The following is a 21,155-nucleotide window of genomic DNA, read 5'->3' as shown; positions in this document are numbered from 1 at the left end:
ATAGGAATTTTGGTATATTATTGCGCGGCGAAGGCGGCGTTGATCGTCAGGTCCACCTTGTCCGACACCACCGGAGCGTAGGCGCCGAGGTTGAAGTCGCTGCGCTTGATCGAGGTCGTCGCGCGGAAGCCGAAGTTCAGCTTCTTGTTCATCGGGTTCGCACCCGCGCCGACGAAGGTCGCCTGCAGCACGACCGGCTTGGTGACGCCCTTGAGCGTGAGGTCGCCGGTGATCGTCGCCTTGTCGCCGGTCGCGACGACCTTGGTCGAGACGAACTTGGCGGTCGGATAGGTCGCGGCGTCGAAGAAGTCCTTCGACTTCAGATGCCCCGCAAACGGTGCCGAGGTGACCGAGAGCTGATCGATCGCGAAGTTCACCTCGACCTTGGTCGCGTTCGGCTTGGCGGGATCGATCGTGATGCTGCCGCCCGACGCGCCGAGCTGCCCCTCGAGCATCGAGAAGCCCATGTGGTTGACCTGCCACGTGACCTGCGTGTGGTTCGGATCGATCGCGTAGGTGCCGGCGGCGACGCGTGCCTTGACCGGTGCGCCGGGGACGCCTGCGGTCTGGGCCAGTACGGGCGCGGCGGTGAGGGCGAGGATGGTGGCTAGGACTAGGCGCATGCGGGGTCTCCTGTTTGACGCGCGATGCTGGCCGAGGGGAGGGGGCGCGTCAAACGGCGTTATGCCAACGCTGTGTTTCGGATTTGGGTCGGTGGGGGGAGAGAAAGCGAGGCCGCTGCCCCGTTCCAGTTCCCCCGCGGACGCGGGGGCCCAGCTAAACCACGATCACCGCCCGAGACCCTGGCCCCCCGCGTTCGCGAGGGAACAGGGGAGGAGTGATCGACGCTTTCTCCAAAACGCGACCACCCCGGCGAAGGCCGGGGCCCAGTTGGAAAGGTCGAGGTAACGGAGCGTCGTCTTCCGTTAGCAACGTCCCCCAACTGGGCCCCGGCCTTCGCCGGGGTGTTAGGGTAGCGGCAGGCTTCACGCTGACCTCAGCACGTTCCCCACGCCAGCCCGTCGGACCCGGCGAAGCCGTGCCCTATGGGCAGGCTCCGTCGTGCCGGCCGCGCTCACGCGCTGTCGCGCGCTCGCGTCAGTTCTTCGCCTTGTCCACCAACGCATTCTTACCAATCCAAGGCATCATCCCACGCAGTTCCGACCCGATCTTCTCGATCGGATGCGCCAGCGCCTGCTTCCGCGCCGCCTTCAGCTCAGGCTGCCCCGCACGATTATCGAGGATGAAGTTCTTCACGAACCGCCCCGACTGGATGTCCGCCAGCACGCGCTTCATCTCGGCCTTCGTCTCCGCCGTGATGATCCGCGGACCCGTCGTGATGTCGCCATACTCGGCCGTGTTCGAGATCGAATAGCGCATGTTGGCGATGCCGCCCTCATACAGCAGGTCGACGATCAGCTTGGTCTCGTGGAGGCACTCGAAATACGCCATCTCGGGCGCGTAGCCGGCCTCGACCAGCGTCTCGAACCCGGCCTGGATCAGGTGGGTGATGCCGCCGCACAGCACGGCCTGCTCGCCGAACAGGTCGGTCTCGCATTCCTCGCGGAAGTTGGTCTCGATGATGCCCGAGCGACCGCCGCCGACGCCCGACGCGTACGCCAAAGCGATGTCATGCGCGTTGCCCGACTTGTCCTGATCGATCGCGATCAGGCAGGGGACGCCGCCGCCGCGGACATATTCGCTGCGCACGGTGTGGCCGGGGCCCTTGGGCGCGATCATGATGACGTCGAGATCGGCGCGGGGCTCGATCAGGCCGAAATGCACGTTGAGGCCGTGCGCGAACGCGATCGTCGCACCCTGCTTGAGGTTGTCGTGCAGGTCGGCAGCGTAGATCGCCGCCTGATGCTCGTCGGGCGCGAGGATCATGACGATGTCGGCCCAGGCTGCGGCTTCCTTGTTCGACTTGACCGCGAAGCCTGCCTCGATCGCCTTCTTGGCGGTGGCCGAGCCTTCGCGGAGTGCGATCGCGACGTCCTTGACGCCCGAATCGCGGAGGTTCTGCGCGTGGGCGTGGCCCTGCGAACCGTAGCCGACGATCGCGATCTTCTTGTCGGTGATGAGGTTCAGGTCGGCGTCGCGATCGTAATAGACACGCATTGGAAAGGTCCTTTCTGGAAGAATTGGGTCTTGAAGCGTCGGTGCCCGCAAATCCGCCACACCAGCGGCAAATCGCGTCATGCCAGCGAAAGCTGGTATCTCATGCGGCTCTTGCGGGACAGGAGCCGGGGGAGACCCCAGCTTTCGCTGGGGTGACGGATGGGGGGGCGGGGTCAGATCAAAATGGGTATCGATGAAGCTGGGTCAGCGGAATTCAGGCCGGCTCTTTGCCGCGGGCGATCGCGACAATGCCGGTTCGGGCGACTTCGATCAGACCGACTTCACCCATGAGTTCGACGAACTTGTCGATCTTGTCGATCCCGCCGGTGACCTCGAACACGAAGCTCGACGTCGTCGCATCGACCACGCGCGCCCGGTAGACGTCGGCGAGGCGCAGCGCCTCGATCCGGTGGTCGCCGGTGCCGCGGACCTTCACCAGCGCGAGCTCGCGTTCGACGTGCGCGCCCTGTGCGGTCAGGTCGGTGACCTTGTGGACGGGGACGAGGCGGTCGAGCTGGGCGAGGATCTGCTCCATCGTCGCCGGCGATGCGCTGGTGACGATCGTGATCCGGCTGACCGACTTGTCCGCGGTGATCTCGCTCACCGTCAGGCTCTCGATATTATAGCCGCGCGCGGTGAACAGGCCGGCGATCCGGGCGAGGATGCCCGGTTCGTTGTCGACGATGACGGCGAGCGTGTGCCGCTCGGCCTTTTCCTGGGAGATGTGCATCTTAAACCAGCGCCTTCGCTTCGTCGTCCATCGTGCCGGACACTTCGTTCGCCTGCAGGATCATGTCGGTATGCGCAGCCCCCGACGGGATCATCGGGAAGCAGTTTGTCAGCTGCGACACGCGGCAATCGACGATCACCGGGCCGTCATACGCGAGCATCTCGGCAATCCCGCTGTCGAGCTGGTCGCGCGTCTCGATCAGGATGCCCTTCCAGCCATACGCCTCGCCGAGCTTGACGAAATCGGGCAGCGAATCCGAATAGCTCTCCGCATAGCGGCTCTCATAGGTGAGCTCCTGCCACTGGCGAACCATGCCCATATACTGGTTGTTGAGGATGAAGATCTTCACCGGCAACCGGTATTGCGACGCGGTCGCCAGCTCTTGGATGTTCATCTGGATCGACGCTTCGCCGGCGATGTCGATCACCAGCGCGTTCGGATTGCCGAGCTGCGCACCGATCGCGGCGGGCAGGCCATAGCCCATCGTGCCGAGACCACCGCTGGTCAGCCACTTGTTCGGCTTCTCGAACCCGAAATGCTGCGCCGCCCACATCTGGTGCTGGCCGACCTCGGTCGTGATGATCGGCGACTGCGCCTGCGTCGCGTCGAACAGCGCCCGGATCGCGCGCTGCGGCATGATCTCGTTCGGATCGTTCTCGGGGAAATCGAGACACTTCACCGCGCGCCAGCCAGCGATCCGCCGCTGCCAGTCGGTCGTGTCGGGCTTCGGATGCTGGCGGCTCTTCCAGATCCGCACCATGTCCTCGAGCGCGTGGCCGACGTCGGCGATGATGCCGAGATCGACGCGCACCGTCTTGTTCACCGACGAGCGATCGATGTCGACATGCACTTTCCGCGAGTTCGGGCTGAACGCATCGAGCCGCCCGGTCACGCGGTCGTCGAAGCGCGAACCGAGCGCGACAACGAGGTCGGCCTGGTTCATCGCCATGTTCGCCTCGTACGTGCCGTGCATCCCGAGCATGCCGAGCCACTGCGGCCCCGACGCGGGATAGGCGCCAAGGCCCATCAGCGTCGACGTCACCGGCGCGCCGGTGATGCGGACGAGTTCGCACAGCAACTGGCTCGCGGCCGGGCCCGAATTGATGATGCCGCCGCCGGTGTACAGGATCGGACGTTCGGCCGCGGCAAGCATGTCGACGAGCTGCTCGATCTGCGACTGGTCGGCCTTCACCTGCGGGCGATAGGTCTTGTGCTGGATCGGCCCCGGCTTCTTGTACCGCGCGGTGGCGACCTGCACGTCCTTGGGAATGTCGACGACCACCGGCCCCGGGCGACCCGAGGTGGCGATATGGAACGCCTCGTGGATCACGTCGCCAAGCTTGGCGGGGTCCTTCACGAGGTAATTGTGCTTCGAGCAATGGCGCGTGATGCCGACGGTATCGGCCTCCTGGAACGCATCGGTGCCGATCAGTGCGGTCGGCACCTGACCGGTGATCACGACCATCGGGATCGAATCCATCAGCGCGTCGGTGATGCCGGTCACGGCATTGGTCGCGCCAGGGCCAGAGGTGACGAGCACCACGCCAGGCTTGCCGGTCGAGCGCGCATAGCCTTCGGCGGCATGCGTCGCAGCCTGTTCGTGGCGCACCAGAATGTGCTTGATCCGGCCGCTGCGGAACAGCGCGTCGTAGATCGGCAGCACGGCGCCACCCGGATAGCCGAAGACGACCTCCACGCCGAGATCGCACAGCGCCTCGATCAGGATATCGGCTCCACTCTTCTCGGTCATTTCATATCATCCTTTGCGAGAACGCTGCCTTTAGCGTCTCGTGGTGGGGCCGGCTACCGATATAAAAGATGCGTGTCAAACATCATTTGAGCAATATAGTTTCAAATTGCTGCAGGCGCGTTGGTAGGTCGAGGGCTTCGGTGCGGGGCCAGGTGGCGGGCGGCTGGTGTCGGAGCCAAGTGTATTGGCGCTTGGCGTAGCGGCGCGTGGCGAGCGATCCGGCGGCGATGGCGTCGGGTTTCGAAATCTCGCCGCGGACGAGCGCGGCGATCTCGGGCACACCGATCGCGCGGCGGATCGGGGCATCGTGCGGGATATCGGTGCGGGCGAGGAGTGCGGTGATTTCCTCGCCGCTGGTATCGGCCATCTCGGCGAAGCGCTGATCGATACGCGCGTTGAGCCAGTTGCGGTCGGGGATCAGGATGAGCGCGCGGACGTCGATTGTGTCGCCGATCCCGCCGACCTTGTCCCGCTGCCAGTCGGCGAGCGTGCGGCCGGTGCCGCGAACGACTTCGAGCGCGCGAGCGACGCGGGTGGTGTCGGCTGCGTTGAGCTTGACGGCGGCTTGCGGGTCGAGGTGCGCGAGCGCGGCGTGCGCCTCCGCCACGGGGAGGGCGCGGACCTCCTCGCGAAGGGCCGGGTCGATCTCGGGAACAGGCGCGATACCGTCGAGCAAGGTGCGGATATAGAGCCCGGTTCCGCCAACCAGGATCGGCAGCTTCCCCTCCGCGAGCGTTTCGCGGATCGCCAGCGTCGCCTCGGTAGCCCAGCGCGCAGCGGAGTAGCTCGCGTCGGCGGCATCGACATGGCCGAACAGCCGGTGCGGGGCGCTGGCCTCTTCCTCTCGCGACGGGCGGGCGGTGAGGATGCGGAGGTCGGCATAGACCTGTGCGGAGTCAGCATTGATGATGACGCCGACGTGGCGGGCGGCAACGGCAAGCGCGAGCGCGGACTTGCCGCTCGCGGTCGGCCCTGCGATGAGCGCGACCTTCGGGAGATGTTCTATGTTCACGGCAACGCTTATAGCCTCGGGCACGCTGACCGCAGGCGATATTTCGACCGCGATGGACCGCCTGCGCGACGCCGGCTGCGCACCGGGCGCGAGCGGCTGGATCGATGAGGGCGACGCCGCCGACCTGATCTTCGGGATGGCGCCGGATGCGGCTCGGGTCGCGCTTGAGGGCGCTTTCTCGGGGACGGACGTGGTCGTGCAGTCGAGCTTGTCGCGGACCAAGACGCTGCTGGTCGCGGACATGGACTCCACCATGATCACCGTCGAATGCATCGACGAACTTGCCGACTATGCCGGGATCAAGCCGCAGATCGCGGAGATCACCGAGCGCGCGATGCGCGGTGAACTCGATTTCGAAGCCGCGCTCGCTGCGCGCGTAGCGCTCCTCAAAGGCCTGGCCGAAAGCGACATCGAACGCTGCTTAGCCGAGCGCGTGACGATCATGCCTGGCGCCAAGGCTTTGGTGCGGACGATGCGCGCGCGCGGGGCACTGGCGGTGCTGGTGTCGGGCGGGTTTACGCGGTTCGCGGAGCCGGTGGCGAAAGAGATCGGTTTCGACCGTGTGATCGCCAACGTGCTGGAGATCGAAGGCGGCGTGCTGACGGGAACGGTGACCAAGCCGATCGTCGGCTCGAACACGAAGCTGACGACGCTCCGCGCTGCGATCGCCGAGCGGGGTATCCCGGTCGAGGAGTCGCTTGCGGTCGGTGATGGCGCGAACGATCTGGCGATGATCGAGGCGGCGGGTCTGGGGGTGGCGTATCACGCCAAGCCGATCGTCGCGGCGGCTGCGGCGGCGCGGATCGACCACGGGGATCTGACGGCACTACTCTATGCGCAGGGTATCGCGAAGCAGCACTGGGTCTTGGACTAGCCGTCCTTGCGATCCTCCCCCGCTAGGGGGAGGTGGCACCGAAGGTGACGGAGGGGGAGGACACGGAACACAGGTTTCCCCTTCCTCCCCCTCCGTCTGGCAAGAGCCAGCCACCTCCCCCTGGCGGGGGAGGATTAGAATGGGCCGTATTACCCCTTCGCCAGCGGTGTGCCGCTCGCTTCACAGACATACGTCGCCAGTTCTTCGCGCAACGGTAGCCCCTTGATCGGCCGCAGCGGGCCGTCATGCGCGATGTTGGTCTCGACCAGCGCGCGGTTGGGGCCGACGCCCAGCACATGGAACAGGCGGTTGGCGCAGTCGGTCTCGGTGCGCGCATAGGCGACCTTGCCATCATGCTCCTGGCGCAGGATCGCGATGATCGTGCCGCTGGCCGCCTTGCGTTCGCGCAGCAGGAAGTGCCGCGAGGTCGGATCGGAGGGGGTAGGGATCAGCCGGCCCTTGACCGTCAGCTGCTCGGGCTTGGGGACGGCCACGTCGGTTTCCGCGAGATTGCGCAACGACACGCCGTTTTCCGTCATCGCATCGCTATTGGTCGTTGCAGGCTGCTCGCCCGAACACGCGGCTAACAGCGTTGCGCCGGCAAATGCCAGCGCCAAGGTCTTAATCATTCATCTAGCTCCCGGTCGATGTCGAAACGAAACGACCGGTCCGGCTAATTGATCCCTGCCGCGCCAGGTCCCGCCCCCACAACGACGGCACCACCGGCGTTCAATGCGACCGTTTGTCGATACCGCGATCTGGACGCACCACGGCTTTTGCAGGCGCAGCGGGTTCGCAGATACGCCGCGTCGGCTGGCAGGCGATGCCGACCGTCGAACACCCTTTGAGGCTGCCCTCGGTGGGGCACGCGCGGCATTGCTGCTTAATCTCGGTGCAGGTCGACGGCGCCGACAATAACGCCAAGGTTAGAAAGAACATTCGCACATCCCCGTCATGAGTATCGTCATGCGTATCGCCGTTTCGGTCCCTTAAGTTAGGGCGCGACGATCACGCACGGCACGCCCGCTGCCGAGCAGGCGCGCGTCGCGTCCGCCTTCGACGCGAAGCCGCCGGCCTGGAGCCGCGTCACGGTGCCCGCCTTGGCATAGAAAGGCTGCGCGCCACGAAGCTTGCCGCGCACCTTGTTCCACTGCGTCTCGGCATTGCCCTGATCGCGGAACGCACCGAGCTGGACGCGCCAGTTGCCGGTCGCCTTGACCGGTGCGGGCTTGGGCGCAGGCTTCGCCACAACCGCCTTTGCCGGCCCTGGTTTCGGCGTCGGCTTTGGTGCGGGCTCACGCGTCGGGGCTGGGCCGCGAGCAGGCGGCGAACTCGATGCCGAGCGCGTAGGCCGCGGCGTCTCGGCCACCCGCGACGCCGGTACGTCGTTCCGTGCGCTGGTCGCTCCGACGGTTGATCGCGACGGGGCGGCGGGCGGCGCCTGCAACGCATATTGCTGCGCCAGCGCGGTGCCCTTCTCGCGGTCGGCGGGCGAAATATACTGGTCCATCTGTGCCAGTGTCTGCGAGGCCGACTGCAACCCCGACGCCGATGCGCGCGTCATCAGCGCATAGGCGCGGGGGAAATCGCGCGGCACGCCGTCGCCGTTGAACAGCATCGTGCCGAGCACCAGCTGAGTCCGCGGTTCGCCGCGTGCGACCGACTTTTCGAGCCAGGGCAGCGCATCGGTCTTCTTCCCCGCCTGGAACAGCGCGAGGCCGTAATTGTCGCCGGCCTGGAGATGCCCCTGCAAGGCCGCCTTGCGGAACCAGCTTTCGGCGAGGCCGGGATCGAGCGGCACGCCGCGGCCCAGCTTGTACGCCTGGGCAAGGTTGAACTGCGCGTCGGCATCGCCGGCGATCGCGAGCGGTCGCCACTCGCCGACGGCCCGCGCGTAATCGCCCTTGCCCCAGGCGTCGACGCCGGCCTTCACGTCGGCATAGGCGGGGACGGCGGCGAACACGCCGCTCAGTGCGATCGCACCCACCAGAAGCTTACGCCCAACCGTCATCGCTCTACCCCATATCGACTCATCGCTACCATGCCGCCGTTCGCCGCGTTAGGCAAAGGGCGTACGGGTAATTTCCGACCGATTTCGCTCGGATCAACCCCATTATGACGCGCTGTTAACCGCTTCTTGACCCGCGCCTGCCATGCCGGCTGCGACTATCGGGGGATCAGGCAGATTATGCGCGTTCTGGCGTTCGCATCGCAGAAAGGGGGATCGGGGAAGACGACCTTGACGGGTCATCTCGCCGTCCAGGCGGAGCGTGCGGGCCATGGTCCGGTGGTGCTGATCGACATCGACCCGCAGGGCTCGCTGTCCGACTGGTGGAACGAACGCACCGCCGAGGAGCCGGCCTTCGCGCAGACCACCGTTGCGCGGCTCGCCGCCGATCTCGAAATCCTCCGCCAGCAAGGCTTCAAGCTGGCGATGATCGATACGCCGCCAGCGATCACGATGGCGATCCAGAGCGTGATCCAGGTCGCCGAGCTGATCGTCGTGCCGACGCGGCCGAGCCCGCACGATCTGCGCGCGGTCGGTGCGACCGTCGACATGTGCGCGCGTGCCGGCAAGCCGCTGATCTTCGTCGTCAATGCGGCCACGCCGAAAGCGCGGATCACCGCCGACGCGACGCTGGCGCTGTCGCAGCACGGCACGGTCGCGCCGGTCATCGTCCACCAGCGCACCGACTTCGCGGTCTCGATGATCGACGGGCGGACGGTGATGGAACTTGACGCGAATACCCGCTCGACCGCTGAGATCGAGGCGCTGTGGACCTATGTCTGCGACCGGCTCGAGAAGAATTTCCGCCGCACCGTGTTCAGCGTGCCGGCCGCCGCAGGGCAGCGTCCTGTCGCAGGCGGCTTCGGCCGCCGGGGCGTCGGCTGAGATGGCCCAGACCAAACCACGCGCCGCGCTGTCGTCGTCGCTGCTGGCGCGCAAGGGCGACGCGCGTCCGGCGATGCGGCCGCAGGATCTGAATGCGCCGGCCGATGACGCGGGCGACGATCTCGGCTGGAACGACATGGGCTCGGCCGTGCCGTCGGTGCTGGTCGCGCGCGAGGCGTTGAAGGTCGAGATCGAACGTCCGGTCGTGGTCGCGTCGGTCTCGAATGCTACCGCTGCACGGATCGGCCGCGAGACTCGTGCCAAGACGAAGGGCGCGAAGGCTGCGTTCACGTTGCGGCTCGATACCGATCGACACCTCCGGCTGCGGTTGGCGAGTGCGGTCACCGGATCGTCGTCGCAACATCTCGTCACGCTCGCTCTCGATGCCTTTCTCCAGACCTTGCCGGAAGTGGATGCGCTCGTCGCGCAGCTGCCGCCGGCCACGCCAAAACGTTGAAACAGGGATTATCCCGATGACCACGCGCGCACTTTTCCTCGGCAGCATTTCCGCCCTCATGCTCGGCGGCACCATGGTCGGCTGCGCGGCCAATGGTAGCGGCATAGCGTCGGCCAGCGATCGCAGCGTGGCGCTCGCGTCGAAGGGCGCGGCGACGGATGCGGGCAGGGCGCAGACCGCGCTCGCCAGGCGTGATGGTCCGGCGGCGATCGGCTTTGCCGAGGGTGCGGTGGCGCTGATGCCGCAATCGGCGGACTACCGCATGCTGCTCGGCCAGAGCTATCTGCAGGGCGGGCGGTTCGTGTCGGCCTCGCAGGCGTTCGCGGATACGCTGCAGTTGTCGCCGACCAACGGCAAGGCAGCGCTCAACCTCGCGCTGGCACAGGTCGCGACGGGCGACTGGCAGGCGGCGCGGCAGACGCTGGCGACGCACGCGGCGATCATTCCGGCGCCCGATCGCGGGCTGGCGCTGTCGCTCGCGGGCGATACCGCGGGGGGGATCGCGCTGCTGACCGAAACCGCGCGGTCGCCCGAGGCGAACGCCAAGGTGCGGCAGAATTTGGCGTTGAGCTTTGCGCTGGCGGGGCGCTGGCAGGAGGCGCGCGTGGTCGCGGCGGCGGACATGGCGCCCGCCGATGTCGATGCGCGGCTCGAACAATGGGCGGCGTTCGCACAGCCGGCCAACGCGTCGGATCAGGTGGCGAGCCTGCTCGGCGTGCGCGCGGCGGCGGATGCGGGGCAGCCGGTTGCGCTCGCGTTGAACGCGCCTGCGCCCGTGGTGCCAGGTGCGCCCGCACAGGCGCTCGCGGCGGTCGATCCGGTGACGGTGGAGGCCCCGGTCGAGGTTGCTGTCGTTCCAACCGTTGCGCCGGTCGGTTTTTCGAAGGTGTCGTTCGGGCCGCGGCAGGAGGTCGTCCAGGCGTTGCCCGCGATGATGCTTCGTCCGGCGGGCGGTCCGATCAAGGTCGCCTCGGCTCCTGCGCCTTCGGGCCGCGGGATGGCGAGCGCGGCGTATCAGGTGAAGACGCCGGCCAGCGGTCGTTGGTATGTGCAGCTCGGTGCGTTCGACAGCGCCGGCGTTGCGCGCGATGCGTGGGGGCGTGCTGCCAAGCGGTTCGCGGTGCTCGCGGGCTACACGCCCAACGGCATGAATTTCAAAGCGGTTGGCGAGGATTTCTACCGGCTGTCGGTCGGCGGGTTCAGCCGGTCTGCGGCGGATTCGATGTGCCGGCAGTACCGCGCCAAGGGCGGGGCGTGCTTCGTCCGAATGGGCGCGGGCGATGCGATGGCGCAATGGTTGCGCAAGCCGGGGATGCAGTTGGCCTCGCGGTAAGAGGGGCAGGCTGAACGTCAGGCCTGTGAAATAATTACCACCCCGGCGGAGGCCGGGGCCCAATTGGAAAGGTCGGCGTAACGGAGGGCATCGCTCAGTTGGTGACGTTCCCCAATTGGGCCCCGGCCTTCGCCGGGGTGGTGTCGGTGGGTTCGGGGTGGTGTTGGGGGTCGGGGTGGTGTTGATGGGGTATCGCCCGCGCCTCACCGAACTTCGCGGCCACCCTTCCACAATCGCAGCACGCGGCCCTGCACCGGCAGCCCGTCGAACGGCGTATTCCCCGCCTCGGCCTTGAACGCCTCCCCGACGATCTGCCAAGGCGCCTGCTGATCGAACAGCATCAGGTCGGCAGGCTTGCCCACCTCGAGCGTACCCGTATCGAGCCCCAGCACCCGCGCCGGATTACGCGCCAGCAGCGCGAACAGCCGTTCCAGCGTCAGATGCTCGTCGCGCACCAGCATCAGCGCGAGCGGCAGCAGCGTCTCCGCGCCAGCCATCCCGCTGCTCGAGTCGGTGAACGGCAGCCGCTTCTCCTCCGGCCCGCGCGGTTCGTGACCCGAGCACAGCACGTCGATCGTCCCGTCCGCGATTGCCGCCAGCGCCGCCTGCCGGTCGCTATCCGCGCGAAGTGGCGGCGAGAGCAGCGCGAACGATCGGAAATCGCTCACTGCGATCTCCGACAGGTGGAGGTGCGCCGGCGTGATCCCGCACGTCACCGACACGCCGCGACGCTTGGCTGCGCGAATCAGGTCGAACCCGGCGGCGGTGGTTACCTGGCGGATGTGAATACGCGCGCCGGTATCTTCGGCGAGCATCAGGTCGCGCGCGATCGCCAGCGCCTCGGCAACAGCCGGCGCGGCGGGGAGACCGAGCCGCGTCGCCGTCTCGCCCTCGGTCGCGACCGCGCCAGCGGTGAGCCCGCCGTCCTCGGCATGCGCAATCACCGTCACGTCGAGATCGCGCGCATAGGCGAGCACGCGCCGCATCACGCCGCTGTCCGCGATCCAGTGTTTCCCCGTGCCGACCGCCTTCGCGCCCGCCGACAGACAGATCGCCATTTCGGCAAGGTCATGGCCTTCGAGCCCGCGTGTGGCGGCGGCGATCGGGTGAATCCACAGGTCTGGCTTGCCGATCAGCGCCGCGCGCTGGACGATGCCGGGGTCGTCGAGCACCGGCGACTGGTCCGGCATCAGGCCGATCCGCACGATCCCGCCGGCACGGAACGCAGCACGGTCGACCTTGGCCACGCCGAGATCGACGATCCCCGGCGCGACGGTCTTGCCGCCGCAGTCGACTATGTCCGCATCCGAAGGAATGTCGACGATCCCGGTTGCGACGATCACGCCGTCGCGGACCAGCACATTGCCCTTCGTCACGCCGCCGACGGGGCAGACGCGCGTCGCGTTGGTGAGCGCGAGGATCATGCCCAACCCTCCACGCCGCGCGCTCGTCGTGTCAGCACGTCGAGGCAGGCCATGCGGACGGCCACCCCCATCTCGACCTGTTCGGTTATCGCCGAGCGGGCGTGATCCGCCACCGCCGAGTCGATCTCGACGCCGCGGTTCATCGGGCCGGGGTGCATCACCAGCGCATCGGGCGCCGCCTTCGCAAGCCGGTCGAGCGTCAGCCCGTAGCGCAGCCGATATTCGCGCGTCGACGGCACGTACGCCCCGTCCATCCGCTCGTTCTGGAGCCGGAGCATCATCACCACGTCCGCACCCTCCAGCGCCTTGTCGAAATCGGTAAACGCGGTCACGCCCATCCGTTCGATCATCGGCGGCATCAGCGTCGACGGCGCACACACGCGGACCTCGGCGGCAAGCGCGGTCAGCGCGAGGATGTTCGAGCGCGCGACCCGGCTGTGCAGCAGATCGCCGCAGATGACGACGCGTTGGCCCGCGATCGAGCCCTTCCGCCGCCGGATCGTCAGCGCATCGAGCAGCGCCTGCGTGGGATGCTCGTGACGCCCGTCGCCAGCGTTCAGGACGGGGCAGTCTACCTTGTCCGCGATCAACCGCACTGCGCCCGACGACATATGCCGGATCACGATCACGTCGGCGCGCATCGCGTTCAGCGTCATCGCGGTGTCGATCAGCGTCTCGCCCTTCTTCACGCTCGACTGCGCGGCGTGCATGTTGACGACGTCGGCGCCGAGACGCTTGCCGGCGATCTCGAACGACAGGAGCGTGCGAGTGCTGTTCTCGAAGAACGCGTTGATCTGGGTAAGGCCGGCCAAGCGCTTGTCGGGCGTGGCATGCGCCCGGTTCGCGCCGACCCACGTCTCCGCCTCGTCGAGCAGGAACGCGATCTCGTGCGGCTGGAGCCCGTCGATGCCGGTGAGATGCCGGTGCGGGAAGACGGCGCCGCCTTCGATGAGGGCGGCGGGGCGGTGATCTGAAGTGCGCATTAAAGCCGCGGGATAGTGGCCGCGGGGGCGGGGGGCAAGGCTCAGATGGGCGCGCGCGTGATCCGGTACAGTGCACCGCGGTTGCCCGACCATATCCGATGGAGGCCGCGATCGTTCGGCTTGTCGGCGCGCGGCGTGTCGATCAGCCACACGAAGTCGAATGCCGTCCTCGGCAGCGTCGCGAGGGCGCGGGGAAGGTCGTACCGCGGGTCGTACCGGCATCCGGCGGGGAACAGCGTCTGACTGCCGGCATAGACGAAGCCGGTGGCGTCGGGTCGGTGCACCGTCAATTGCGATGACGGCATGTCCCACACGCCGTTGGCGAACGCATCGCGGCGGACGATCGCCATCAGCCCGAGATGATCCATCCGGTGACTGCTCCATGCCGATTCGCAGGGGAGCGTGACGAGCACGAACACGCGGCTGCCGCGCGGGATATGGTCGAGCGCGGCGAGCTGTTCCCGTTGCAGCGTCGCGGTGCGCGCCCAGCCGATCGTCTGGACCGCCAGCCGCAGCCCGAGAAACGCCAGCGCGGCAATGGCCAGCAGGTTGAGGTTACGCTGCGCCATGCTGGTCGGCGACAGCGACAGGATCGCCAGCGCCAGCGCGCAGGGCAGCACGCGCATGTCGGCGAGCGCGGACCCCATGATCATGCCGGGCATCACGAGGAACGCCGCGAACACCGCCGTCGCCGCGCAGGCGAGGCGTGGCTCCAGGCGGAAACCCAGCCCGCGCAGGCCGAACACGACGAGCGCGTAGAGCAGCACGGCGCTGGCGATATCGAACACGGCGTTCTGATCGCGCAGCACGGCTAGGACGAAGAACAGCTTCAGCGAGCCGTCGAACCAGTGCGAGAGGCCGATCGTCGACGATCCGCCCGGCTGGAGCAGCAGGAGCGCGAGCGGTGCGGCGAGCGGCAGGCAGGCGATGACCGCACGCCAGTAAGGGGCGCCATCGCGTCGCGCGGTCGCCAGTTCGATCGCGAACAGGACGAGGCAGAGCAATCCCCAGCCGGCGAGGTGCGTGATCCAGATCGCCAGGCCGATCGGCACGAAGAGCGCGGCGCGAACGATACCGCGATCCCGCCGCAACCCCAGCCGCAACCAAAGCGCGATCGCGGGGAACACCAGCGCTATCGACAGGCTGTAATTGAGGAAGCCGTAGTGGAACGGCATGCCGAACACGAGCGGCAACGCGAACGGTGCGGTCGGGGGGAGGCGGCCATGCGCCGCGCGCGCGACGAGCAGCATGCCGCCGCTGGTCAGCACCGCGGTCGCGATCATGGTGATCTTGGTGACGAGGACGAGGCCGAACGCCGGACCGACTGCGGCCGCGATCAGGTCGACGCCCAGATTGCCCGAGAGCTGCCAGTGCGTCGCGAACCAATGGTGGAGATACGGCGATGTGCCGATCCGTTCGACGATCGTGTAGCGCGCCAGATGGCCGAAGATGTCGGTCAGCGGCGGGATCGTCGGGCCCAGCAGCGGGACCGCGAGCAGTAGGCTGACCAGCGCGCCATAGCGGCGCGTGGTCCACCATGGCTTCGGCCTGTCCTGGTCGGTCGCGTGCGGCATGAGCGTGGCATCGCACGCCATCCGGCAAGGGACGGTTAACGGCGTGCTAGATCTGTGCGGTGACCAGCGCGTCGATCGCGCCCTGGAGAATGTAGGCTGCGGCCATCTTGTCGACGAGTTCGGCGCGTTTGGCGCGACTGGCGTCCTGTTCGATCAGCGTGCGCGTGACCGCGACGGTCGACCAGCGTTCGTCCTGGAGGAGGATCGGGAGGCCCATGTCCTTGAGGTTCTGCGCGAACGCGCGCGTCGATTGCGAGCGCGGGCTTTCGCTGCCGTCGAGGTTGATCGGCAGGCCGATGACGAGTCCGACGACGGCCTGCGCCTTGATGATCTCGGCAAGTGCGGCCTTGTCCTTCTGGAACTTGGTACGCCGGATCAGGAGGGCAGGGCTCGCGAACGACCAGCCCGCGTCGCAGAGTGCGGTGCCGATCGTCTTGGTGCCGACGTCGAGGCCGATCAGCCGGCCGCCGTTCGGGAGCGCGTCGCGGAAAAGGGCGGGGGAGACGGTGATCATTGCGCGAAAGCCTTGAGGCGGCGGTTGGCGTCGGCGCGGATGTTCGCCCAGAACAGGCTGTAGTCGTATACGTGGTAGTTGTTGCCCGGCAGCACGTACGGCCCGAGGTTCGGGCCCTCGCCGATCAGCAGGAAGCCGCGATCGGCGCAGCGCGCGGGAACGCTGCCGATTGCGATCGTCGCGGTCTTGAGGTCGGCTGACGGGACGAGTGTGCCGAGATTGGCAGTGGCGGGCGCGGTCGCGTCGGCGGTGCCGGTCAGCGGGTTGGTGCAGACCATCGGCGTGGCTTTCCGCGGCTGTCCGTCGAAACCGGTGGTCTGGTCGTAGGTGTCGACGATCAACGACGGATCTGCGGGCTCGGCAAAGCTTTCCCACGACAGGATGCAACCGGTCTGGTCGGCGGCGCGGCATTCGGGGAGGCCCATGCGCGGCAGGTCGGTCGCGCGCGAGACGGGCCAGCCGACGACATAGGCTGCGACGATCCGTGCCTTCAGCTTCGGGTCGGTGGCGATCCGGTCGCGGAGCAGGCGGGTGAGGTGGAGCGCGCCCTGGCTATGCCCGGCAAGGATGATCGGGCGGGTCGGGCCAGCTTCCTTGAGGAACCGGTCGAACGCCGCCGACACGTCGCCGTAGGCCAAGGCCAGCGCGCGTTCGCTTTCGGCGGCGCTGGTCAGGAATGCGCCGAACGTCGCCTGGCGATAGCGCGGCGCCCAGATGTCGCCGGCCTCGTTGAACGCGCTGGCTTGGCCGCGGAGGAAGAGTTCCGCTCGTGCATTGGTCTCGGGATCGTCGATCGGCGCGTTCCAGTGGTCGCGGTTGATGTACGAGGTCGGGTGGATAAAGAAGATCGCCGCGCCGGTGCCGGCCTGGCCGGGCGTGTAGCCGGGCGGCGTCCAGAGCGCCGGGTTGCCGGGCGCATCGGGGCGGGCGAGCCACATGATCTTTCGCGCGTAGATGTTGCGCGGGGCCTCGCGTTGCGCCTGAAACGTCTCGCGCGGGACCATCGCGATCCGGATCAACTCCGTCCCGTAGAGGCGATAGGCGAGCAATGCGGCGATCGCGAGGACGATCATCGCGGCGACGAAATAGAGAAACTTGCGGGCCAAGCGGGACCTTCCGTGCAGGCGGTGTCGCTCCCGTGCCGTATGCGGGGGAAGGTTGCAACGGGCGCCTTCTCGTTGGGGAAACCGGCGGCGGCCCGGAACTGGCTCGTTCCCCCGCGGAGGCGGGGGGCCCAGGATCTCGGGCGGCATCCTCTGTAATCCTGGGCCCCCGCCTCCGCGGGGGAACAAGAAGCGCCGCGAGCTAGAAGGGTGTTGCGCGCCCGCGCCACGCGGTGCTAGCCGCGGGGCATGTCCGTAGATACTGCAACCGTGAAGCGGATCGCGAGCCTTGCGCGCATCGCGATCACCGACGAGGACGCCGCCCGAATGGCGCCGGAACTCGGAAACATCCTTGGCTGGATCGAGATGCTCGAAGAGGTCGACACGACCGGTATCGAGCCGATGACCGCCGTCATCCCCAACACGCTGCGGCTGCGCGACGACGTCGTCAACGCCGACCCGCTGACCGGCGGCGGCATCCGCGAGCAGGTCTTGGCTAATGCCCCGGTGGCAGAGCATGGCTTCTTCGCCGTGCCGAAGGTGATCGAATAATGACCGACCTCACAGATCTCGGGATCGCAGGGATCCGCGACGGCGTTCGCGATGGTTCCTTCAAGGCGCGCGAAGTCGCCGACGCGTTCATCGTAAAGGTGAGCCAGGCCAAGGCGTTGAACGCGTTTCTTGTCGAGACGCCCGAGCACGCGATCGCCGCCGCCACCGCTGCCGACACCGCGCGCGCAGCCGGCGAGACGCTCAAGCCGTTGGCCGGCGTGCCGATCGGCATGAAGGACCTGTTCTGCACCAAGGGCGTCACGACGACCGCGGCGAGCCACATCCTTGAAGGCTTCACGCCGACCTACGAGTCGACCGTCTCGCAGAATTTGTGGGACGCGGGCGCGGGGATGCTCGGCAAGCTGAACATGGACCAGTTCGCGATGGGCTCGTCGAACGAGACCTCGGCGTTCGGCAACGTGATCTCGCCGTGGAAGCGCAACGATGGCGGTAACGCCTCGCTGGCTCCCGGCGGCTCGTCGGGTGGTTCGTCGTCGGCAGTGGCTGCTCGGCTATGCCCCGGCGCGACCGGCACCGATACCGGCGGTTCGATCCGCCAGCCCGCCGCGTTCACGGGCATCAGCGGCATTAAGCCGACTTATGGCCGTTGCTCGCGCTGGGGGACGATCGCGTTCGCCTCGTCGCTCGACCAGGCGGGGCCGATGGCGCGCGACGTCCGCGACTGCGCGATCCTGCTCGAGGCGATGGCCGGGTTCGACGCGAAGGACGGCACCTCGTTGCAGCTCGACGTGCCGAAGTGGGAAGCGGGTTTGTCCGGCAATCTCAACGGCCTGCGCGTCGGCATTCCCAAGGAATATCGCGTCGACGGGATGCCCGAGGAGATTGAGGCGCTCTGGCAGCAGGGCATCGACTGGCTGAAGGACGCCGGCGCGACGATCGTCGAGGTCTCGCTCCCGCACACCAAATACGCGCTCCCCGCCTATTACATCATCGCGCCCGCCGAAGCGTCGTCGAACCTCGCGCGCTATGACGGCGTGCGCTACGGGATCCGCGACCTGCCGACCGGCGCCGGCCTGCAGGACATGTACGCCGCCACCCGCGCCGACGGCTTCGGCCCCGAGGTGAAGCGCCGCATCATGATCGGCACCTATGTGCTGTCGGCCGGCTTCTACGATGCGTATTACACGCAGGCGCAGAAGGTCCGGACGCTGATCGCGCGCGATTTCGAGCGGGCTTGGGAGACGTGCGACGTCCTGCTGACGCCGACCGCACCGTCGGCCGCGTTCGCGCTCGGCGAGAAGTCGGCCGATCCGATTGCGATGTATTTGAACGACGTGTTCACCGTGCCGTCGAGCCTCGCGGGCCTGCCGGCGATGTCGGTGCCGGGTGGTCTCGACAAGCAGGGCCTGCCGCTTGGGCTGCAGATCATCGGCAAGCCGCTCGACGAGCAGGGCGTGCTGAACGCAGGGCTCGCGATCGAACAGCGGGCAGGATTTACCGCGCGACCAGAGGCTTGGTGGTAACATGAGCGATTATCGTATCCAGGGCGAAACCGGTGAGTGGGAGGTCGTGGTCGGCCTCGAAGTGCACGCGCAGGTGACGTCGAACGCCAAGCTCTTCTCAGGCGCGGCAACCGCGTTCGGTGCGGAGCCCAACACGCAGGTGAGCCTCGTCGATGCGGCGATGCCGGGCATGCTGCCGGTGCCGAACCGCGAGTGCATCCGTCAGGCGGTCCGCACCGGCATGGCGATCGAGGCGCAGATCAACACATGGTCGCGGTTCGATCGGAAGAACTATTTCTACGCCGATCTGCCGCAGGGCTATCAGATCAGCCAGCTCTATCATCCGATCGTCGGTGAGGGCGCGATCGACATCAGCCTCGACGAGAAGAATCCGGATGCCGCAGGCAAGCGGATCGGCGTCGAGCGCATCCATGTCGAGCAGGATGCGGGCAAGCTGATGCACGACCAGCATCCGACCCAGTCCTATGTTGACCTCAACCGGTCGGGCGTCGCGCTGATGGAGATCGTGTCGAAGCCCGATCTCGCTTCGCCAGCGGAAACAGGGGCTTACCTGCGGAAGCTGCGATCGATCCTGCGCTATGTCGGGTCGTGCGACGGCAACATGGAAGAAGGCTCGATGCGCGCCGACGTCAACGTCAGTGTGCGCAAGCCCGGCGACGAGCTGGGCACGCGGACCGAGACGAAGAACGTCAATTCGGTGCGCTTCGTGATGGCGGTGGTCGAACAGGAGGCCAAGCGTCAGGTCGAGGTGCTCGAAGCCGGCGGCAAGATCCAGCAGGAAACGCGGCTCTACGATCCCGATCGCAACGAGACGCGCTCGATGCGGTCGAAGGAAGACGCGCATGATTACCGCTACTTCCCCGATCCCGATCTGTTGCCGCTGGTGCTCGACGACGCGTTCCTGGCCGAGTGCCGGGCGTCGCTGCCCGAGCTGCCGGATGCGAAGCGGGCTCGGTACGAGGCGCTCGGGATCACCGCGTATCAGGCGACGGTGCTGACCGCCGAAGTCGAGGCGGCGCGGTGGTTCGATTCGTTGCTCGATGCAGGTGCGAAGCCGGCGGCGGCGGCGAACTGGACGACGTCGGAACTGTTCGGCGCGCTGAACCGGACCGGCAAGGACATCGAGAACTCACCGGTGTCGCCTGCCCAGGCGGCGGAGTTGCTGGGGCTGATCGCGGACGGCACGCTGTCGGGGAGCCTCGCGAAGCAGGTGTTCGAGGTGATGCTCGAGACTGGCGACGGCGCGGCGAAGGTGGTTGAGGATCGCGGGTTGAAGCAGACCAGCGATACCGGGGCGATCGAGGCCGTGATTGCCGAGGTGATGGCGGCGAATGTGGACAAGGTTGCCGATTATCGTGGCGGCAAGGACAAGCTGTTCGGGTTCTTCGTGGGCCAGACGATGAAGGCGATGGGGGGGAAGGCTAACCCTGCCGTGGTGAATGAGGTTTTGAAGGGGATGCTTGGGGAGTCGGTGGCTTCGTAAGGCTATCGACTTCCTCGCTCGCTCTCTCTCCCGCACCTGCTGGTGTCCCGCCCTTTCCGTTCTCCCGCGAACGCGGGAGTCCAGGGTAACGGAACGCAGCGCTGTTTGATTCCTGGGCCCCCGCGTTCGCGAGGGAACTAGCAGAAGTGTAGTTCGCCCGCCCTCGACAGGCACCACCCCGGCGAAGGCCGGGGCCCAATTGGTGGACGGTGATAACGATGGGCAGCGCTTCGTTACTGCAACCTTTCCAATTGGGCCCCGGCCTTCGCCGGGGTGGTTGTATACGGATGCACCTTTACCCGTCCAACTTCTGCGGATGATGCGGCACGAGGATCAGCGTGTTCTCCTCCACCCGCCAGGACGCTAGCCGCGACAGGAAGTTCATCCCCAGCACGTTCGTCTCGCCAAACGCCGGCGAAACCACCACCTGCAAATCCCGCGCAACGATCGCACCGAGACGCAAACTCGCGATCTTCCCCGTCTTCGCGGCAATAGACCCATTAGCAGTCTGCAAAACGATCGGCACCACGCCGACCCGTGCCTCAACCCCCGCAGTCTCCGCCGTCTTCTCCGAAATCGCTGTAATCGTCGCGCCGCTGTCGATCAGCAGCCGCTGGCTCACTCCGTCGATCGTCGCCCGAGCCCAGAAATGCCCATCCGGCGACATCCGGATACGGACATCGCCGCCAACAACCTGCTGGTCCTCGATCTTCAGGAACCGCGCAATCTTGCCGACATAGGGATCGAACTGACGCCGTTGGTCTATCGCGACGAACAGCAGTCCGACGAGGACAAGCGTCATTGCCAGATTGACGAGCGTTCGAATGATAGCGATGCGCTGCGCTAAGATCAGCAGCAATACGGCGAGCCC

Annotated in this window: 21 protein-coding genes; 7 read left to right on the top strand and 14 right to left on the bottom strand. The window is 67.0% G+C overall.

Translation table 11 applies throughout. From position 1 onward, the window contains the following. Positions 1-17: 17 nt before the first annotated feature. From U1763_RS06240 to miaA, 5 genes are all read right to left on the bottom strand, one after another. The gene (locus U1763_RS06240) at positions 18-623 is read right to left on the bottom strand and encodes a YceI family protein (protein ID WP_332754553.1); all 606 of its coding nucleotides are present in this window, start codon (positions 621-623) and stop codon (positions 18-20) included. A gap of 475 nt (positions 624-1,098) precedes the next feature. Then, positions 1,099-2,118 (bottom strand): ketol-acid reductoisomerase, encoded by a 1,020-nt coding sequence (ilvC, locus tag U1763_RS06235; RefSeq protein ID WP_093397093.1) that lies wholly within the window; start codon positions 2,116-2,118, stop codon positions 1,099-1,101. A gap of 214 nt (positions 2,119-2,332) precedes the next feature. Continuing rightward, a complete protein-coding gene (gene ilvN, locus U1763_RS06230; protein ID WP_056057922.1) occupies positions 2,333-2,848 on the bottom strand; it encodes an acetolactate synthase small subunit in 516 nt (171 codons plus the stop codon). Position 2,849: 1 nt separating this feature from the next. Beyond that, on the bottom strand, positions 2,850-4,598 hold the full coding sequence (locus U1763_RS06225; protein WP_332754552.1) for an acetolactate synthase 3 large subunit: 1,749 nt from the start codon (positions 4,596-4,598) through the stop codon (positions 2,850-2,852). Between the two features lie 82 nt (positions 4,599-4,680). After that, the gene (gene miaA, locus U1763_RS06220; protein WP_332754551.1) at positions 4,681-5,610 is read right to left on the bottom strand and encodes a tRNA (adenosine(37)-N6)-dimethylallyltransferase MiaA; all 930 of its coding nucleotides are present in this window, start codon (positions 5,608-5,610) and stop codon (positions 4,681-4,683) included. On the opposite strand from miaA, the gene serB reads away from it, so the two are divergent. Beyond that, entirely contained in the window at positions 5,603-6,484 is an 882-nt protein-coding gene (serB, locus tag U1763_RS06215; protein ID WP_332754550.1) for a phosphoserine phosphatase SerB, read from the top strand. The genes miaA and serB overlap by 8 nt on opposite strands. A gap of 149 nt (positions 6,485-6,633) precedes the next feature. Here serB and U1763_RS06210 read toward each other — a convergent pair whose 3' ends face one another. The 3 genes from U1763_RS06210 to U1763_RS06200 form a co-directional block, all read right to left on the bottom strand. Then, on the bottom strand, positions 6,634-7,113 hold the full coding sequence (locus U1763_RS06210; RefSeq protein ID WP_332754549.1) for a hypothetical protein: 480 nt from the start codon (positions 7,111-7,113) through the stop codon (positions 6,634-6,636). A gap of 100 nt (positions 7,114-7,213) precedes the next feature. Continuing rightward, positions 7,214-7,423 carry a hypothetical protein gene (locus U1763_RS06205; RefSeq protein ID WP_332754548.1) on the bottom strand — a complete coding sequence of 70 codons (210 nt, stop codon included), beginning with the start codon at positions 7,421-7,423 and terminating at the stop codon, positions 7,214-7,216. A gap of 55 nt (positions 7,424-7,478) precedes the next feature. Next, positions 7,479-8,495 carry an SPOR domain-containing protein gene (locus U1763_RS06200; RefSeq protein WP_332754547.1) on the bottom strand — a complete coding sequence of 339 codons (1,017 nt, stop codon included), beginning with the start codon at positions 8,493-8,495 and terminating at the stop codon, positions 7,479-7,481. A 177-nt stretch (positions 8,496-8,672) separates the two neighbouring features. Here U1763_RS06200 and U1763_RS06195 point away from each other — a divergent pair, with 177 nt between their 5' ends. The 3 genes from U1763_RS06195 to U1763_RS06185 are packed head-to-tail and all read left to right on the top strand — an operon-like array spanning position 8,673 to position 11,167. Beyond that, positions 8,673-9,377 carry an AAA family ATPase gene (locus U1763_RS06195; RefSeq protein ID WP_132898105.1) on the top strand — a complete coding sequence of 235 codons (705 nt, stop codon included), beginning with the start codon at positions 8,673-8,675 and terminating at the stop codon, positions 9,375-9,377. A 1-nt stretch (position 9,378) separates the two neighbouring features. Beyond that, entirely contained in the window at positions 9,379-9,834 is a 456-nt protein-coding gene (locus U1763_RS06190) for a hypothetical protein (RefSeq protein WP_332754546.1), read from the top strand. A gap of 16 nt (positions 9,835-9,850) precedes the next feature. Further along, positions 9,851-11,167, top strand: a complete 1,317-nt coding sequence (locus U1763_RS06185) for an SPOR domain-containing protein (protein ID WP_332754545.1) — start codon at positions 9,851-9,853, stop codon at positions 11,165-11,167. 203 nt (positions 11,168-11,370) lie between these two features. On the opposite strand, the gene U1763_RS06180 is transcribed toward U1763_RS06185, so the two are convergent. Genes U1763_RS06180 through U1763_RS06160 form a run of 5 tightly spaced genes read right to left on the bottom strand, consistent with a single transcriptional unit; the run spans position 11,371 to position 16,768 of the window. Further along, positions 11,371-12,591, bottom strand: a complete 1,221-nt coding sequence (locus U1763_RS06180) for a dihydroorotase (protein ID WP_332754544.1) — start codon at positions 12,589-12,591, stop codon at positions 11,371-11,373. Continuing rightward, complete coding sequence (locus U1763_RS06175) at positions 12,588-13,574, bottom strand: aspartate carbamoyltransferase catalytic subunit (protein WP_332754543.1); 987 nt, start codon at positions 13,572-13,574, stop codon at positions 12,588-12,590. The genes U1763_RS06180 and U1763_RS06175 overlap by 4 nt, the downstream gene beginning before the upstream one ends. 41 nt (positions 13,575-13,615) lie before the next feature. After that, positions 13,616-15,148 carry a hypothetical protein gene (locus U1763_RS06170; RefSeq protein WP_332754542.1) on the bottom strand — a complete coding sequence of 511 codons (1,533 nt, stop codon included), beginning with the start codon at positions 15,146-15,148 and terminating at the stop codon, positions 13,616-13,618. 46 nt (positions 15,149-15,194) lie between these two features. Further along, positions 15,195-15,662: a Holliday junction resolvase RuvX gene (gene ruvX / locus U1763_RS06165; protein ID WP_332754541.1), complete on the bottom strand. Its 468-nt coding sequence runs from the start codon at positions 15,660-15,662 to the stop codon at positions 15,195-15,197. Beyond that, positions 15,659-16,768, bottom strand: a complete 1,110-nt coding sequence (locus U1763_RS06160) for a DUF3089 domain-containing protein (RefSeq protein ID WP_332754540.1) — start codon at positions 16,766-16,768, stop codon at positions 15,659-15,661. The genes ruvX and U1763_RS06160 overlap by 4 nt, the downstream gene beginning before the upstream one ends. 246 nt (positions 16,769-17,014) lie before the next feature. On the opposite strand from U1763_RS06160, the gene gatC reads away from it, so the two are divergent. The 3 genes from gatC to gatB are packed head-to-tail and all read left to right on the top strand — an operon-like array spanning position 17,015 to position 20,284. Continuing rightward, positions 17,015-17,317 (top strand): Asp-tRNA(Asn)/Glu-tRNA(Gln) amidotransferase subunit GatC, encoded by a 303-nt coding sequence (gene gatC / locus U1763_RS06155; RefSeq protein ID WP_056048145.1) that lies wholly within the window; start codon positions 17,015-17,017, stop codon positions 17,315-17,317. Next, positions 17,317-18,801 (top strand): Asp-tRNA(Asn)/Glu-tRNA(Gln) amidotransferase subunit GatA, encoded by a 1,485-nt coding sequence (gene gatA / locus U1763_RS06150; protein ID WP_332754539.1) that lies wholly within the window; start codon positions 17,317-17,319, stop codon positions 18,799-18,801. The genes gatC and gatA overlap by 1 nt, the downstream gene beginning before the upstream one ends. 1 nt (position 18,802) lies before the next feature. Continuing rightward, entirely contained in the window at positions 18,803-20,284 is a 1,482-nt protein-coding gene (gatB, locus tag U1763_RS06145; protein ID WP_332754538.1) for an Asp-tRNA(Asn)/Glu-tRNA(Gln) amidotransferase subunit GatB, read from the top strand. Positions 20,285-20,579: 295 nt separating this feature from the next. Here gatB and U1763_RS06140 read toward each other — a convergent pair whose 3' ends face one another. Next, entirely contained in the window at positions 20,580-21,143 is a 564-nt protein-coding gene (locus U1763_RS06140) for a retropepsin-like aspartic protease family protein (protein ID WP_332754537.1), read from the bottom strand. Between the last annotated feature and the right edge of the window lie 12 nt (positions 21,144-21,155).

Source organism: Sphingomonas sorbitolis (assembly GCF_036663875.1).
Lineage (GTDB): Bacteria > Pseudomonadota > Alphaproteobacteria > Sphingomonadales > Sphingomonadaceae > Sphingomonas.
This window is presented reverse-complemented; position numbering and strand designations above follow the sequence as displayed.